Here is a 13,693-nt window from a genome sequence, read left to right on the forward strand (position 1 = left end):
TCCGTACCCGCTCAGCTGTCGTTGGACGGGCCGCCGACCTGGATCCCGGCCATCCGCGACCACTCGTACGGACCCGTGCGGACCTTCAGCGCGAAGTCGCCGTCGAACTCCTCGTGCATCGTGATGCCGGACTTCTCAGCCGCGCTCTCGGCCACCGCGTACGTCGGCGCCACCAGGTCGCCCCAGGCGCCGTCCTGGCCGACCAGGACGATCCGGGCGCCCGCCTGGCCGATGTAGGCGAGCTGCCCCTCCGCGCCGCCGTGCTCCTTGGCGAAGGCACCGATCTCGCGGGCCAGCTTCGCCGCCTTGCGCTCCGCGCGGGCCGCCTTCCTGGCGTCCGTCCGCGAGGTCTGCTCCGTGTCTGCTGCGTCTGCTGCCGTCTCTGCCATGGACAGGATGCTACCGACGGGTAGAAGGAACGGCGACGGGCGGGGGGGGGGGGGGGGGGGGCGCGGGCCCCCCCCCCGGGGGCCCCCCCCCCCCCGCGCGGGGGGGCCCCCGCCCCCCCCCGGACGCCGCCGGCCGCGGTGGGGGGGGGCGGGCGGGGTGGGCGGCGGGTGTGTGCGGGGTGCGGGGGCCGGGTCTCCCGGCGACTGACGCCTCCCGCGGGGGGCGGGGCCGGGGGGGGGGGGGGGCGGGGGGGGGCCCCCCCCCCCCCCGCCCGTGAGGACACGCCCTAACGGAGGAAGGGGTCCACCGCGACGGCCAGGAAGAGCAGCGAGACGTAGGTGATGGACCAGTGGAACAGCCGCATCTCCTTGAGCTTGGCACCGGTCACCCCGGCCCTGGCCCGGTTCTGCAGCCCGTGGGCCTCCCAGAGCCAGAAGCCGCCCGCCAGCAGCGCCACCGCGAGGTAGAACCAGCCGGTGTAGCCCAGCGGGGTGAGCAGCAGCGAGACGCCGACCATCACCCAGCTGTAGATGACGATCTGCCGGGCCACCACCTGGTTGGAGGCGATGACCGGGAGCATCGGGACGCCGACCCGGGCGTAGTCCTCCTTCACCTTCATGGAGAGCGGCCAGTAGTGCGGCGGCGTCCAGAAGAAGATGACGGCGAAGAGGATGACGGCGGCCCAGGAGAGGGAGTTCGTCACGGAGGACCAGCCGATGAGCACCGGCAGGCAGCCGGCGATACCGCCCCAGATGATGTTCTGCGAGGTGCGGCGCTTCAGCAGCATCGTGTAGACGACGACGTAGAAGAGCAGCGCCCCGAGGGCGAGCGCGGCGGACAGCCAGTTGACGAGCAGTCCGAACCAGAGCGTCGAGATCACCGCGAGCGAGATGCCGAAGACCAGGCACTCGCGCGGACTGACCATCCCGGTGACCAGCGGACGCTGCGACGTGCGGTCCATCAGCGCGTCGATGTCGCGGTCGATGTACATGTTCAGCGCGTTGGCGCCGCCCGCCGAGAGGTAACCCCCCAGCGTGGTGGCGAGCACCAGCCACAGGTCGGGTACGCCCTGGGCGGCGAGGAACATCACCGGAACGGTGGTGATGAGCAACAGCTCGATGATCCGTGGCTTGGTAAGCGCCACGAATGCCTTGACACGGGCCCCGTACGGGCGATGGCCCCTTGGGCTGGGAGTCAAGGCGACCCCTGCGGGTCGGGACTCGACGGCCGTCACGCACACCCCTGACAGAGAAATCCCAGCAAGCTCCGGGCCGGAAGGCCCTTGTGAAGACTTGCGCGAACTCGACCACTCTAGACGTTGGGGATACACCGCCCTTCGCGGGGGTGGGCTCGTGTTGAGGGTGACTGTGGGATGGACGGGACCCGTCCGCCGGGAGGCGAAGTGGGCGGGTCGCCCGCACCCTGGAAAATGCTCGGAAAGCGCGCCCTGCGGCGAGGGTAGGCTCGACAGCGCCCGGTGCGGTAACAGTCACCGGCTTACGAACAGTGGAGAGGAGCCCTGACTCAGGGTGAGCATCAAGCCGACCACCGCAGACCTCCAGTGGACCGATTTGGACCAGCGGGCCGTGGACACCGCCCGTGTCCTCGCCGCGGACGCCGTACAGAAAGTCGGAAACGGCCACCCGGGTACGGCCATGAGCCTGGCTCCCGCCGCGTACACCCTGTTCCAGAAAGTCATGCGGCACGACCCCGCGGACGCGGAGTGGACCGGCCGCGACCGGTTCGTCCTGTCGGCCGGTCACTCCAGCCTGACCCTGTACATCCAGCTCTACCTCGCCGGTTACGGCCTGGAGCTTGAGGACCTGAAGTCCTTCCGGACCTGGGGCTCCAAGACCCCGGGCCACCCGGAGTACGGCCACACGACGGGTGTCGAGACGACGACCGGTCCGCTGGGCCAGGGTGTCGCCAACGCGGTGGGCATGGCGATGGCCGCCCGCTACGAGCGCGGCCTGTTCGACCCCGAGGCGGCCCCCGGCACCTCCCCGTTCGACCACACGGTCTGGGTCATCGCCGGTGACGGCTGCCTCCAGGAGGGCATCTCGGCCGAGGCGTCCTCGCTGGCCGGCCACCAGAAGCTCGGCAACCTGGTCCTGCTCTGGGACGACAACCACATCTCCATCGAGGGCGACACGGAGACCGCGGTCTCCGAGGACACCCTGAAGCGGTACGAGGCGTACGGCTGGCACGTCCAGCGTGTCGAGCAGGCGGCCAACGGCGACCTGGACCCGGCGGGTCTGTACGCGGCGCTGCAGGCGGCCAAGGCCGAGACCGAGCGCCCGTCGTTCATCGCGGCCCGCTCGATCATCGCCTGGCCGGCCCCGAACGCGCAGAACACCGAGGCCGCGCACGGCTCGGCGCTCGGCGACGAGGAGATCGCGGCCACCAAGCGGGTCCTCGGCTTCGACCCGGAGCAGACGTTCGAGGTCGCGGGCGAGGTCATCGGCCACACCCGTGAGGCGCTGGACCGCGGCCGCGAGGCCCGTGCCGAGTGGGACAAGTCGTTCGCCGCGTGGCGCACCGCCAACCCGGAGCGCGCCGCCGACTTCGACCGGATCGCCGCGGGCGAGCTGCCCGCGGGCTGGGAGGAGAAGCTCCCGGTCTTCGAGCCCGGAAAGGGCCTGGCCACCCGTGCCGCCTCCGGCAAGGTGCTCCAGGCGCTGGGCGAGGTCGTGCCCGAGCTGTGGGGCGGCTCCGCCGACCTGGCCGGCTCGAACAACACGACGATCGACAAGACGTCGTCGTTCCTCCCGGTCGGCAACCCGCTGCCGGAGGCCGACCCGTACGGCCGCACGATCCACTTCGGGATCCGCGAGCACGCGATGGCCGCCGCGATGAACGGCATCGCGCTGCACGGCAACACCCGCATCTACGGCGGCACCTTCCTGGTGTTCTCCGACTACATGCGCAACGCGGTGCGGCTCTCCGCGCTGATGCACCTGCCGGTGACGTACGTGTGGACGCACGACTCGATCGGCCTCGGCGAGGACGGCCCGACCCACCAGCCGGTGGAGCACCTGGCCGCGCTGCGCGCCATCCCGGGCCTGAACGTCGTGCGCCCGGCCGACGCCAACGAGACGTCCATCGCCTGGCGCGAGATCCTGCGCCGCTACACCAAGGAGTTCGGCGTGGGCGCCCCGCACGGTCTGGCGCTGACCCGCCAGGGCGTGCCGACGTACGAGGCGAACGAGGACGCGGCCAAGGGCGGTTATGTCCTGTTCGAGGCCGAAGGTGGCGAGCCGCAGGTGCTGCTCATCGCGACCGGCTCCGAGGTCCACGTCGCCGTGGAGGCGCGCGAGCAGCTCCAGGCCGCCGGTGTGCCGACCCGGGTCGTCTCGATGCCGTGCGTCGAGTGGTTCGAGCAGCAGGATCAGGGTTACAAGGAGAGCGTGCTCCCGCCGTCGGTCAAGGCGCGGGTCGCCGTCGAGGCGGGCATCGGCCTGACCTGGTACCGGTACGTCGGGGACGCCGGCCGGATCGTGTCGCTGGAGCACTTCGGTGCCTCGGCCGACGCGAAGGTCCTCTTCCGCGAGTTCGGCTTCACGGCCGAGAACGTGGCCGCCGTCGCGCGGGAATCCCTCGAAGCCGCAGCGCGCTGACGCCGTATATACGACGTAGATATACGACTAGTAGGAGATGCAACCCATGACAGACGCACTCAAGCGCCTCTCCGACGAGGGCGTGGCGATCTGGCTCGACGACCTGTCGCGCAAGCGGATCACGTCGGGCAACCTGGCCGAGCTGATCGACCAGAGCCACGTCGTCGGCGTCACCACCAACCCGTCGATCTTCCAGAAGGCGATCTCCTCGGGCGACGGTTACGAGCAGCAGCTCACCGACCTCGCCGCCCGCAAGGTGACCGTCGAGGAAGCGCTCCGCATGATCACGACGGCGGACGTCCGCGACGCCGCCGACATCCTGCGCCCGGTCTTCGACGCGACCGGCGGCCAGGACGGCCGGGTCTCCATCGAGGTGGACCCGCGCCTGGCGCACAACACCCTGGCCACCGTGGCCGAGGCCAAGCAGCTGGCCTGGCTGGTCGACCGGCCGAACACGCTCATCAAGATCCCGGCGACCAAGGCCGGTCTCCCGGCGATCACCGAGACCATCGGCCGGGGCATCAGCGTCAACGTGACGCTGATCTTCTCGCTGGAGCGCTACCGCGCGGTCATGGACGCCTACCTGGCGGGCCTGGAGAAGGCGAAGGCCGCGGGCCTGGACCTCTCCGAGATCCACTCGGTGGCGTCCTTCTTCGTGTCCCGCGTGGACACCGAGATCGACAAGCGCCTGGACGCCATCGGCTCCGACGAGGCGAAGGCCGCCAAGGGCAAGTCCGCCCTGGCCAACGCGCGTCTGGCCTACGAGGCGTACGAGGAGGTCTTCTCGGGCGAGCGCTGGGAGGCCCTGGACAAGGCGCAGGCCAACAAGCAGCGTCCGCTCTGGGCTTCCACCGGCGTCAAGGACCCGTCGCTGAAGGACACCCTGTACGTCGACGACCTGGTGGCGCCGAACACGGTGAACACCATGCCGGAGGCGACCCTGGAGGCGGTGGCCGACCACGGCGAGATCACCGGCAACACCGTCGCCGGCGGCTACGACCAGGCGCGCGCCGACCTGGACGCGGTCAAGAAGCTCGGCATCTCGTACGACGAGGTCGTACAGGTGCTGGAGGACGAGGGCGTCGAGAAGTTCGAGGCGTCCTGGAACGATCTGCTCAAGTCGACCGAGGCGGAGCTCTCGCGCCTCGCCCCCTCGGAGGGCTGACCACTTTGTCTGCTGTTCCCGGAGCCAACCCGCTCCGTGACGCACAGGACCGACGGCTCCCGCGTATCGCGGGGCCGTCGGGCCTGGTCATCTTTGGCGTCACGGGCGATTTGTCCCGTAAAAAGCTGATGCCTGCCGTCTACGACCTGGCCAACCGCGGCCTGCTGCCACCGGGCTTCTCGCTCATCGGCTTCGCGCGCCGCGACTGGGAGGACGAGGACTTCGCGCAGGTCGTCCACGACGCCGTCAAGGAGCACGCCCGTACGCCGTTCCGCGAGGAGGTCTGGCAGCAGCTCATCCAGGGGATGCGCTTCGTCCAGGGCGACTTCGACGACGACGAGGCGTTCGAGACGCTCAAGGCCACCATCCAGGAGCTCGACAAGGCACAGGGGACGGGCGGCAACTTCGCCTTCTACCTCTCCGTGCCGCCGAAGTTCTTCCCCAAGGTCGTCCAGCAGCTCAAGAAGCACGGCCTGGCCGACCAGAAGGAGGGCTCCTGGCGACGGGCCGTCATCGAGAAGCCGTTCGGCCACGACCTGGCCAGCGCGCAGGAGCTCAACCAGCTCGTGCACGACGTCTTCCCGCCCAACGAGGTCTTCCGGATCGACCACTACCTGGGGAAGGAGACGGTCCAGAACATCCTGGCACTGCGGTTCGCCAACACGATGTGGGAGCCGATCTGGAACCGGTCCTACGTCGACCACGTACAGATCACGATGGCCGAGGACATCGGCATCGGCGGCCGCGCCGGCTACTACGACGGCATCGGCGCCGCCCGTGACGTCATCCAGAACCACCTGCTCCAGCTGCTGGCGCTCACCGCGATGGAGGAGCCCGGCTCCTTCCACCCGAAGGCCCTGGTCGCCGAGAAGCTCAAGGTGCTCACCGCCGTCGAGCTGCCGGAGGACCTCGGTCTGCACACCGTGCGCGCGCAGTACGAGCACGCCTGGCAGGGCGGCCAGGAGGTCCTCGGCTACTGCGAGGAGGAGGGCATCGACCCCAAGTCGACGACCGACACCTACGCGGCGATCAAGCTGACGATCAACAACCGCCGCTGGGCGGGCGTGCCGTTCTACCTCCGGACCGGAAAGCGGCTCGGCCGCCGGGTCACGGAGATCGCGGTCGTCTTCAAGCGCGCGCCCTACCTGCCGTTCGAGTCCGGCGCCACGGAGGAGCTCGGCGGCAACGCCCTGGTCATCCGGGTCCAGCCGGACGAGGGCGTCACCGTGCGCTTCGGCTCCAAGGTGCCCGGCACCTCGATGGAGGTCCGGGACGTCACGATGGACTTCGCGTACGGGGAGTCCTTCACGGAGTCCAGCCCGGAGGCGTACGAGCGGCTCCTGCTGGACGTGCTGCTCGGCGACGCCAACCTGTTCCCGCGCCACCAGGAGGTCGAGCTCTCCTGGACCATCCTCGACCCGATCGAGGCGTACTGGGACAAGCACGGCAAGCCCGCGAAGTACGCGGCCGGCACCTGGGGTCCGGCCGAGGCCGACGAGATGCTCGCACGTGACGGACGGAGCTGGAGGCGGCCATGAAGATCGATCTCACGGAGACCACATCCAGCAAGATCAACCAGGCGCTGGTCTCGGCCCGCCGGGCGATCGGCACCCCGGCCATCGGCATGGTGCTCACGCTGGTCATCGTCACCGACGAGGAGAACGCGTACGACGCGCTCAAGTCGGCCGGTGACGCCTCCCGCGAGCACCCCTCGCGGATCATCGCGGTGATCAAGCGGGTCAGCCGCTCGCCGCGCGCCCGCCGGGACGCCCGGCTCGATGCCGAGGTCCGGGTCGGTTCCGACGCCGGGACCGGCGAGACCGTCGTCCTGCGCCTCCACGGCGAGCTGGCCAACCACGCCCAGTCGGTGGTCCTCCCGCTGCTGCTGCCGGATGCCCCGGTCGTGGTGTGGTGGCCCGAGGACGCGCCCGCCGACGCGGCGAAGGACCCGCTGGGCGCGCTGGCCCAGCGCCGGATCACCGACAGCTACTCGGCCGAGCGCCCGATCGACGAGCTGGCGGTGCGTGCGGCGACGTACAGCCCCGGCGACACCGACCTGTCGTGGACCCGGATCACGCCGTGGCGCTCGATGCTGGCCGCGGCGCTGGACCAGCAGCCGGCGAAGGTGATCGGCGCGACCGTCGAGGGCGAGAGCGACAACCCGAGCTGCGAGCTGCTCGCGATGTGGCTCGCGGACCGGCTCGGCGTCCCGGTGGAGCGTACGTACTCCGACGGGCCGGGTCTGACCGCGGTCCGGATGGAGACGAAGAACGGCGTCATCGTCCTCGACCGGGCCGACGGCTCGCTGGCCACGCTCTCCATGCAGGGCCAGCCGGACCGCGCGGTGGCGCTCAAGCGCCGGGAGACCGCCGAGCTGCTGGCGGAGGAGCTACGCCGGCTGGACCCGGACAACACCTACGAGTCCGCGGTGAAGTTCGGGGTGGAGAAGCTCCACGCGGGCGGCGAGGTGAAGGCGGCCCCGGCTGCCTCGGCCGAGGAGAAGCCCGCGGAGGGCGAGCGGAAAACGCCGGCCGCGAAGAAGGCACCGGCGAAGAAGGCGGCCGCCAAGTGACGCCTCCTCAGCTGGTCGTGCACCGGGACAAGGAGCTGATGGCGCAGGCCGCGGCGGCCCGGCTGATCACCAAGGTCGTGGACGCCCAGGCCTCCCGGGGCCACGCCTCGGTGGTGCTGACCGGCGGGCGCAACGGCAACGGCCTGCTGGCCGCACTCGCCGCCGCGCCCGCCCGGGACGCCGTCGACTGGTCGCGGCTGGACCTGTGGTGGGGCGACGAGCGGTTCCTGCCGGAGGGCGACCCCGAGCGGAACGTGACCCAGGCCCGCGAGGCGCTGCTCGACGCGGTGGAGCTCGACCCGGCCCGGGTGCACGCGATGCCCGCCTCGGACGGCCCGTACGGCAAGGACGTGGACGAGGCGGCAGCGGCGTACGCGGCCGAACTGGCCGCCGCCGCAGGACCGGAGGACCACGGTCCGGTACCGGCGTTCGACGTGCTGATGCTCGGCGTCGGCCCGGACACGCATGTCGCCTCGCTCTTCCCGGAGCTGCCGGCGGTACGGGAGACGGAGCGCACCGTCGTCGGTGTGCACGGAGCGCCCAAGCCGCCGCCGGTCCGCGTCTCGCTCACGCTCCCCGCGATCCGCGCGGCGCGTGAGGTGTGGCTGCTGGCGGCGGGCGAGGACAAGGCGGAGGCGGCGGCCATCGCGCTGTCCGGCGCCGGCGAGATCCAGGCGCCGGCGGCGGGCGCGTACGGCCGCAGCCGGACGCTCTGGCTGCTGGACGCGGCGGCGGCCTCGCAACTGCCGCGCGCGCTGTATCCACCGGCGTCCGCCTGACCGTTTCCGGCTCTACGCCACCGGGCCCGGCCCGCTCTCCGTCCGAGCGGGCCGGGCCCGGTGCGTGAAAGGCTCGCGCCCATGGTGCATATCGGAACCGTGGTGATGGGTGCGACCGACGTGGCGCGGGCGGCCGCCTTCTGGAAGGCGGCGCTCACGTACACCGAGCGCGAGCCGGGGGCGGACGACTGGGTGGTGCTGGTCCCGGTCGAAGGACCCGGCATCGGCGTGGCGCTGGGCCGCTCCGACTCACCCGTCCAGGAGGTCCCCCGGGTCCACCTCGACCTCTACTCCGACGAGCAGGAGGCCGAGGTGGAGCGGCTGATGGGGCTGGGCGCGGTGCGGGTCGCGTGGGAGCTCTATCCGCCGGACCCGGACTTCGTGGTCCTGGCCGACACCGAGGGCAACCGCTTCTGCGTCATCGACACGACGCACAGCGCCTGAGGACCCCGCAGATCAGAGGATGACCTGGTCCGTGCCCTGCTCCAGCTTGGTGATCGCGGCCCGGCAGGCGGCGGTGAAGCGGTCGAAGACCGCGGTCGTGGAGCCGGCCCGGCCCGCGCGGGTGTTGTTGGTGAACATGGCGGCGCGCAGCTCCGTGGTGAGCTCCAGCTGACCGCCCTTGGAGAGCATGGTGCGGTTGACCGGGTTGGTGGGGTTGACGCCGGCCAGGTCGGGCGTCTCGTTCCCGTCCCGCCAGGCGATGCCCACCTTGTCGAACTCGGCCTTGAGCAGGGTCTTGAACCGGGTGTTGAGCCCGCCGACCACCACGGCCTGCGGGACGGTGCCCGCCTGTGCCGACGTACAGCCGTGCAGGCTCAGGACGTTGAGGCTGCCGGCCGCCATGGAGATCGCGACGTGGTCGTCGCAGTTCTTGGCGGTGACGTGCAGGTCGCGGTTGCCCGAGGTGCGCAGTCCTTCGAACATCCAGTAGTCGTGCACCCCGTGGCCGTCCTGGAGCGGCGCGAGCGTGGCCGGGTGGTAGCCGGCTATGGCGAGGCAGAGTTCGGAGGTGCCGGTCTCGATGCCGCCGCCGTGCAGGGCCATGACGGTGGTCCGGTTGTACGGGTATCTCTGCGGCGTCGAGTGGTCGACGTACTCGTGTCTCTTGTAGCGGCGGGCGAACTCGACGCCTTCCTGTCCGGCGAGCTTCTTGTAGAGGTCGGTGTTGGAGGTGTAGATGTCCAGGTCGTCCGTGGCGTGGGCCGGGGTCGCGGCGAGCGAGCCGAGCAGCGGGCCGCTGACGGCGGCGGTGGCCAGGGCGGTGAGGACGGTACGGCGATGGGTGAAGGTCATGATCTGTATCGTCGCCGACGCGGGTCCGGCGCCCCACGCCGGGGTGGTGCCGTCGGGCGTGTGGTGAGGCGCCGGGCGCTCCGTCACGTGCCGGTGCGCGCGTCCCGCTCCAGGAACGGCTCCAGCAGCCCGGGGACGGCCTCGGCGGCGAAGCTGAGGCCCTCGGCCGCGTCGGTGTCGTACGCCGTGTACGCGCCTCCTCCGGCGGCCGTGGTGGCCGTGATCGTGAGCAGTCCGGCCCGCCGCTGGAAGTACGACTGCCTGACGGTCCAGCCGATCACTCCGGCCCGCTCCAGCGCGGCGGTGGAGCGGCGGAGCGTGCCGGAGCGGGTCACCAGGTAGCGGCCGGAGAGCGCGTGGCCGAGGTTGCGGTACGCGTCCAGCGCCAGCGCCACCGCGAGCGGCAGGAACACCGCCGCGCAGCCGAGCGCGATCCAGAGGAGTACGGGAGTGAGGAGCGTGCCGAGGACGGTGAGGAACAGCACCGGGGCGAGGGCGGCGGCGAGCGACCAGCGCAGCCTGCGGCCCCGGGCGGCGCGCGGGTGGCGGGTCAGCCTGGCGCCGGTCGGCGTGGCCTCCTCGCGGAGTATCGCGGCGGCGACGGAGTCGGCCCGTGGGCGCGGCACCGCCGGGAGGACCGTGTTGTGGTCGGCGTTCCTGGACTCCTTGTCCTTGGCGAGTCCGGTGGTGATGGCGTCCAGCCGGCCGGCGCCGAACAGCCGTACGCCGAGCGGTTCGACCAGGTCGACCCCGCGCAGCCGGGCCTCCTCGACGGAGATCGACCGGGAGGTGAAGAGCCCGCGCCGGACCCGGATGGTGCCGCCGGGCTCGCGCTCCAGGCGGTAGTTCCACCACATCTCGATCCAGAGGCCGAGCGCCCCGACGGCACCGGCGACCAGTGCGGCGAGGACCAGGATGACGATCATCCAGAGCAGCGGGGTGTCCCGGAACCGGTCGGCTGTCCACGCGATGACCTCGCCCTGCGCCCCGACCCAGTCGCTGATCTGCATCACGGCTCCGACGGCCGCGCCGCCGAGCATGGGCGCGACGAAGGAGACCGGTGCGTACCGGATCCAGCGCGGGTCGAGCAGGGCCAGTTCGCCGTCGCGGTGGACGCCGGCAGGCGGGGTGGTGGCGCGTTCCAGCAGGAGGCGGCGGAGCCGTTCGCCTTCGGCGCGGGTGACCGGGTCGAGCTCCAGGGTGGAGTCACCGCCCTGTTCGCCGGTGCCGATCCTGACGGTGACCAGGCCGAGGAGGCGCAGCAGCAGGTTGGCGGTGAGGTCGACCGTACGGATGCGGCTGCGGGCCAGCGAGCGGCGCTTGACCAGGAGGAGGCCGGTGTGGAGGTCGACGCGCTCCTCGCCGATCCGGTAGCGGGTGCGGTGCCAGCGGACCCGGTCGGCGCCCGCCGCCACGCCGATGACCAGGAGGCCGGCGCCGAGGACGGCGAGCACCCCGCCCGGGAGCCCGAGCCAGTTGGAGAGGCCGAGCGCGGCGGGCAGGGCCGCGCCGGCGACGACGCCCGCCACGACGAGGGCGGAGACCAGGACCGTACGGGGATCGAGGCGGAGCCAGTCGTCGTAGGGCGGGCGCGGGGTGCTCATGTGGCGTCGCCGGGGGTGTTCCGGGTGATGCGGGTGAGGCGCTCGGCCAGTTCGGCGGCGGTCTCGTGGTCCAGGCCCTCGATCCGTACCGCGCCCTTGGAGGAGGCGGTGGTGACCGTGACGGTGGCGAGCCGGAAGAGCTGTTCCAGCGGGCCGCGCACGGTGTCCACGGTCTGGATCCGGGACATCGGCGCGATCCGCCACTCCTGCCAGAAGAACCCGGTGCGTACGTACACCGCGTCCTCGGTGACCTCCCAGCGGTGCGTGCGGAACCACCAGAGCGGGAGGAGGACGGCAAAGGCCAGGCCCGCCGCGGCGAACACCGCGGCGGGCAGCAGGAGCCAGAGGCGGGCGGGCCCGATCAGCGCGCCGAGGACGACCAGCGGCACGACGGGGACGGCGGTCATCAGCAGCCACTGGACCCGCCACCAGCCCACGACCCGCCCGTTCAGCGTGTTGCGCGGCGGCCGCAGCCGTATCTCCGCCGCCGTCCCGTCCGCCTCCCCCTCCGGCATGGGCTCAGCGCCCCCGCAGCGTGCGGTAGGCGGCGACCAGAGCGGCGGTGGAGCTGTCGAGCTCCTCCGTGCCGGCCTCACCGGTCAGGACCGGCTCGATCTTCTTGGCGAGGACCTTGCCGAGTTCGACGCCCCACTGGTCGAAGGAGTCGATGTTCCAGATGGCGCCCTGGACGAAGACCTTGTGCTCGTAGAGCGCGATGAGCTGGCCGAGGACCGAGGGGGTCAGCTTGTCGGCGAGGATCGTCGTCGTCGGGTGGTTGCCGCGGAACGTCTTGTGCGGGACCAGCTCCTCCGGCACGCCCTCCGCGCGGACCTCGTCGGGCGTCTTGCCGAAGGCGAGCGCCTGGGTCTGGGCGAAGAAGTTGGCCATCAGCAGGTCGTGCTGGGCGATCAGGCCGGGCAGCAGGTCGTGGACCGGGGCGGCGAAGCCGATGAAGTCCGCCGGGATCATCTTCGTACCCTGGTGGATCAACTGGTAGTACGCGTGCTGTCCGTTGGTGCCGGGCGTGCCCCAGACGACCGGTCCGGTCTGCCAGTCGACGCGGTGGCCCTCGCGGTCGACGGACTTGCCGTTGGACTCCATGTCGAGCTGCTGGAGGTAGGCGGTGAACTTGGAGAGGTAGTGGCTGTACGGCAGCACCGCGTGCGACTGGGCGTCGAAGAAGTTGCCGTACCAGACGCCGAGCAGGCCGAGCAGGAGCGGCGCGTTCTCCTCGGCGGGGGCGGTGCGGAAGTGCTCGTCGACCAGGTGGAAGCCCTCCAGCATCTCGCGGAACCGGTCCGGGCCGATGGCGATCATCAGCGAGAGGCCGATCGCGGAGTCGTAGGAGTAGCGGCCGCCGACCCAGTCCCAGAACTCGAACATGTTGGCCGTGTCGATGCCGAACTCCTCGACCTTCTCCGCGTTGGTCGACAGCGCCACGAAGTGCTTCGCGACGGCGTCCTGACCGGCCCGCAGCTCGGTGAGGAGCCAGTCGCGGGCGGAGGTGGCGTTGGTGATCGTCTCGATGGTGGTGAAGGTCTTCGAGGCGACGATGAACAGCGTCTCGGCCGGGTCCAGGTCGCGGACGGCCTCGTGGAGGTCGGCGCCGTCGACGTTGGAGACGAACCGGACGGTGAGCGAGCGGTCCGTGAAGGAGCGCAGCACCTCGTACGCCATGGCGGGGCCGAGGTCGGAGCCGCCGATGCCGATGTTGACGATGTTCTTGATGGGCTTGCCGGTGTGGCCGGTCCACTCGCCCGCCCGGACCTTGTCCGCGAAGGCGGCCATCTTGTCCAGGACGGCGTGCACGGCGGGTACGACGTTCTCGCCGTCGACCTCGATGACCGCTCCGCGCGGGGCGCGGAGCGCGGTGTGCAGGACGGCCCGGTCCTCGGTGGTGTTGATCTTCTCGCCGCGGAACATCGCGTCCCGCAGCTCGGCGACCCCGGTGGCGGCGGCGAGCTCGCGCAGCAGACGCAGCGTCTCGTCGGTGACCAGGTGCTTGGAGTAGTCGAGGTGGAGGTCGCCGACCCGGAGGGTGCAGGCGGTGCCCCGGTCCGGCTGGCGCGCGAACAGCTCGCGGAGCTCGGTGGTGCCGAACTCCTCACGGTGCTTGGCGAGAGCGGTCCACTCGGGGGTCTGGTTGAGCTTGGTTCGGCTTGCTGCGTTCATCCCGGATATCAGCCCACTTCTTCTTGTACGTCAGCATCCCCGCTGCCCCACCAACCTAATTGATCGAGGAGGCGGGTGGCGCGGACGCGGGCCACGGC

12 protein-coding genes are annotated in these 13,693 nt (G+C 71.2%); 6 read left to right on the top strand and 6 right to left on the bottom strand.

The window, feature by feature from the left end; all coding sequences use genetic code 11:
- Positions 1–11: 11 nt before the first annotated feature.
- Entirely contained in the window at positions 12–389 is a 378-nt protein-coding gene (locus tag ACIRR8_RS27935) for a hypothetical protein (RefSeq protein WP_404069944.1), read from the bottom strand.
- A gap of 287 nt (positions 390–676) precedes the next feature.
- On the bottom strand, positions 677–1,630 hold the full coding sequence (locus ACIRR8_RS27940; RefSeq protein ID WP_404069946.1) for a heme o synthase: 954 nt from the start codon (positions 1,628–1,630) through the stop codon (positions 677–679).
- Positions 1,631–1,919: 289 nt separating this feature from the next.
- Between ACIRR8_RS27940 and tkt the strand changes: the two genes are divergently transcribed.
- The 6 genes from tkt to ACIRR8_RS27970 all read left to right on the top strand — a co-directional run bounded on the left by tkt (position 1,920) and on the right by ACIRR8_RS27970 (position 8,967).
- Positions 1,920–4,007, top strand: a complete 2,088-nt coding sequence (tkt, locus tag ACIRR8_RS27945; RefSeq protein ID WP_404069948.1) for a transketolase — start codon at positions 1,920–1,922, stop codon at positions 4,005–4,007.
- A 46-nt stretch (positions 4,008–4,053) separates the two neighbouring features.
- Entirely contained in the window at positions 4,054–5,172 is a 1,119-nt protein-coding gene (tal, locus tag ACIRR8_RS27950; RefSeq protein ID WP_404069950.1) for a transaldolase, read from the top strand.
- 5 nt (positions 5,173–5,177) lie between these two features.
- On the top strand, positions 5,178–6,710 hold the full coding sequence (gene zwf / locus ACIRR8_RS27955; protein WP_404069952.1) for a glucose-6-phosphate dehydrogenase: 1,533 nt from the start codon (positions 5,178–5,180) through the stop codon (positions 6,708–6,710).
- Complete coding sequence (opcA, locus tag ACIRR8_RS27960) at positions 6,707–7,744, top strand: glucose-6-phosphate dehydrogenase assembly protein OpcA (protein WP_404069954.1); 1,038 nt, start codon at positions 6,707–6,709, stop codon at positions 7,742–7,744. The genes zwf and opcA overlap by 4 nt, the downstream gene beginning before the upstream one ends.
- Positions 7,741–8,523 (top strand): 6-phosphogluconolactonase, encoded by a 783-nt coding sequence (gene pgl / locus ACIRR8_RS27965; protein WP_404069956.1) that lies wholly within the window; start codon positions 7,741–7,743, stop codon positions 8,521–8,523. Before opcA ends, pgl begins: the two co-directional genes overlap by 4 nt.
- Positions 8,524–8,604: 81 nt before the next feature.
- Positions 8,605–8,967, top strand: coding sequence for a VOC family protein (locus ACIRR8_RS27970; protein ID WP_404069958.1), 363 nt, complete (start codon positions 8,605–8,607; stop codon positions 8,965–8,967).
- 12 nt (positions 8,968–8,979) lie between these two features.
- On the opposite strand, the gene ACIRR8_RS27975 is transcribed toward ACIRR8_RS27970, so the two are convergent.
- From ACIRR8_RS27975 to pgi, 4 genes are all read right to left on the bottom strand, one after another.
- On the bottom strand, positions 8,980–9,819 hold the full coding sequence (locus ACIRR8_RS27975) for a poly-gamma-glutamate hydrolase family protein (RefSeq protein ID WP_404069960.1): 840 nt from the start codon (positions 9,817–9,819) through the stop codon (positions 8,980–8,982).
- An 83-nt stretch (positions 9,820–9,902) separates the two neighbouring features.
- The gene (locus ACIRR8_RS27980; protein ID WP_404069962.1) at positions 9,903–11,423 is read right to left on the bottom strand and encodes a PH domain-containing protein; all 1,521 of its coding nucleotides are present in this window, start codon (positions 11,421–11,423) and stop codon (positions 9,903–9,905) included.
- Complete coding sequence (locus ACIRR8_RS27985) at positions 11,420–11,938, bottom strand: PH domain-containing protein (protein ID WP_404069964.1); 519 nt, start codon at positions 11,936–11,938, stop codon at positions 11,420–11,422. The genes ACIRR8_RS27980 and ACIRR8_RS27985 overlap by 4 nt, the downstream gene beginning before the upstream one ends.
- 4 nt (positions 11,939–11,942) lie before the next feature.
- Positions 11,943–13,595, bottom strand: coding sequence for a glucose-6-phosphate isomerase (gene pgi / locus ACIRR8_RS27990; protein ID WP_404069966.1), 1,653 nt, complete (start codon positions 13,593–13,595; stop codon positions 11,943–11,945).
- Positions 13,596–13,693: the final 98 nt, after the last annotated feature.

Origin of the sequence: Streptomyces sp. NPDC101178 (genome assembly GCF_044767965.1) — a bacterium.
Lineage (GTDB): Bacteria > Actinomycetota > Actinomycetes > Streptomycetales > Streptomycetaceae > Streptomyces.

Coding starts and splice junctions, on each gene's coding strand:
- ACIRR8_RS27935 (WP_404069944.1), bottom strand. CDS start 389: ATGGCAGAGACGGCAGCAGACGCAGCAGACACGGAGCAGACCTCGCGG.
- tal (WP_404069950.1), top strand. CDS start 4,054: ATGACAGACGCACTCAAGCGCCTCTCCGACGAGGGCGTGGCGATCTGG.
- opcA (WP_404069954.1), top strand. CDS start 6,707: ATGAAGATCGATCTCACGGAGACCACATCCAGCAAGATCAACCAGGCG.
- ACIRR8_RS27970 (WP_404069958.1), top strand. CDS start 8,605: ATGGTGCATATCGGAACCGTGGTGATGGGTGCGACCGACGTGGCGCGG.
- ACIRR8_RS27975 (WP_404069960.1), bottom strand. CDS start 9,819: ATGACCTTCACCCATCGCCGTACCGTCCTCACCGCCCTGGCCACCGCC.
- ACIRR8_RS27980 (WP_404069962.1), bottom strand. CDS start 11,423: ATGAGCACCCCGCGCCCGCCCTACGACGACTGGCTCCGCCTCGATCCC.
- ACIRR8_RS27985 (WP_404069964.1), bottom strand. CDS start 11,938: ATGCCGGAGGGGGAGGCGGACGGGACGGCGGCGGAGATACGGCTGCGG.
- pgi (WP_404069966.1), bottom strand. CDS start 13,595: ATGAACGCAGCAAGCCGAACCAAGCTCAACCAGACCCCCGAGTGGACC.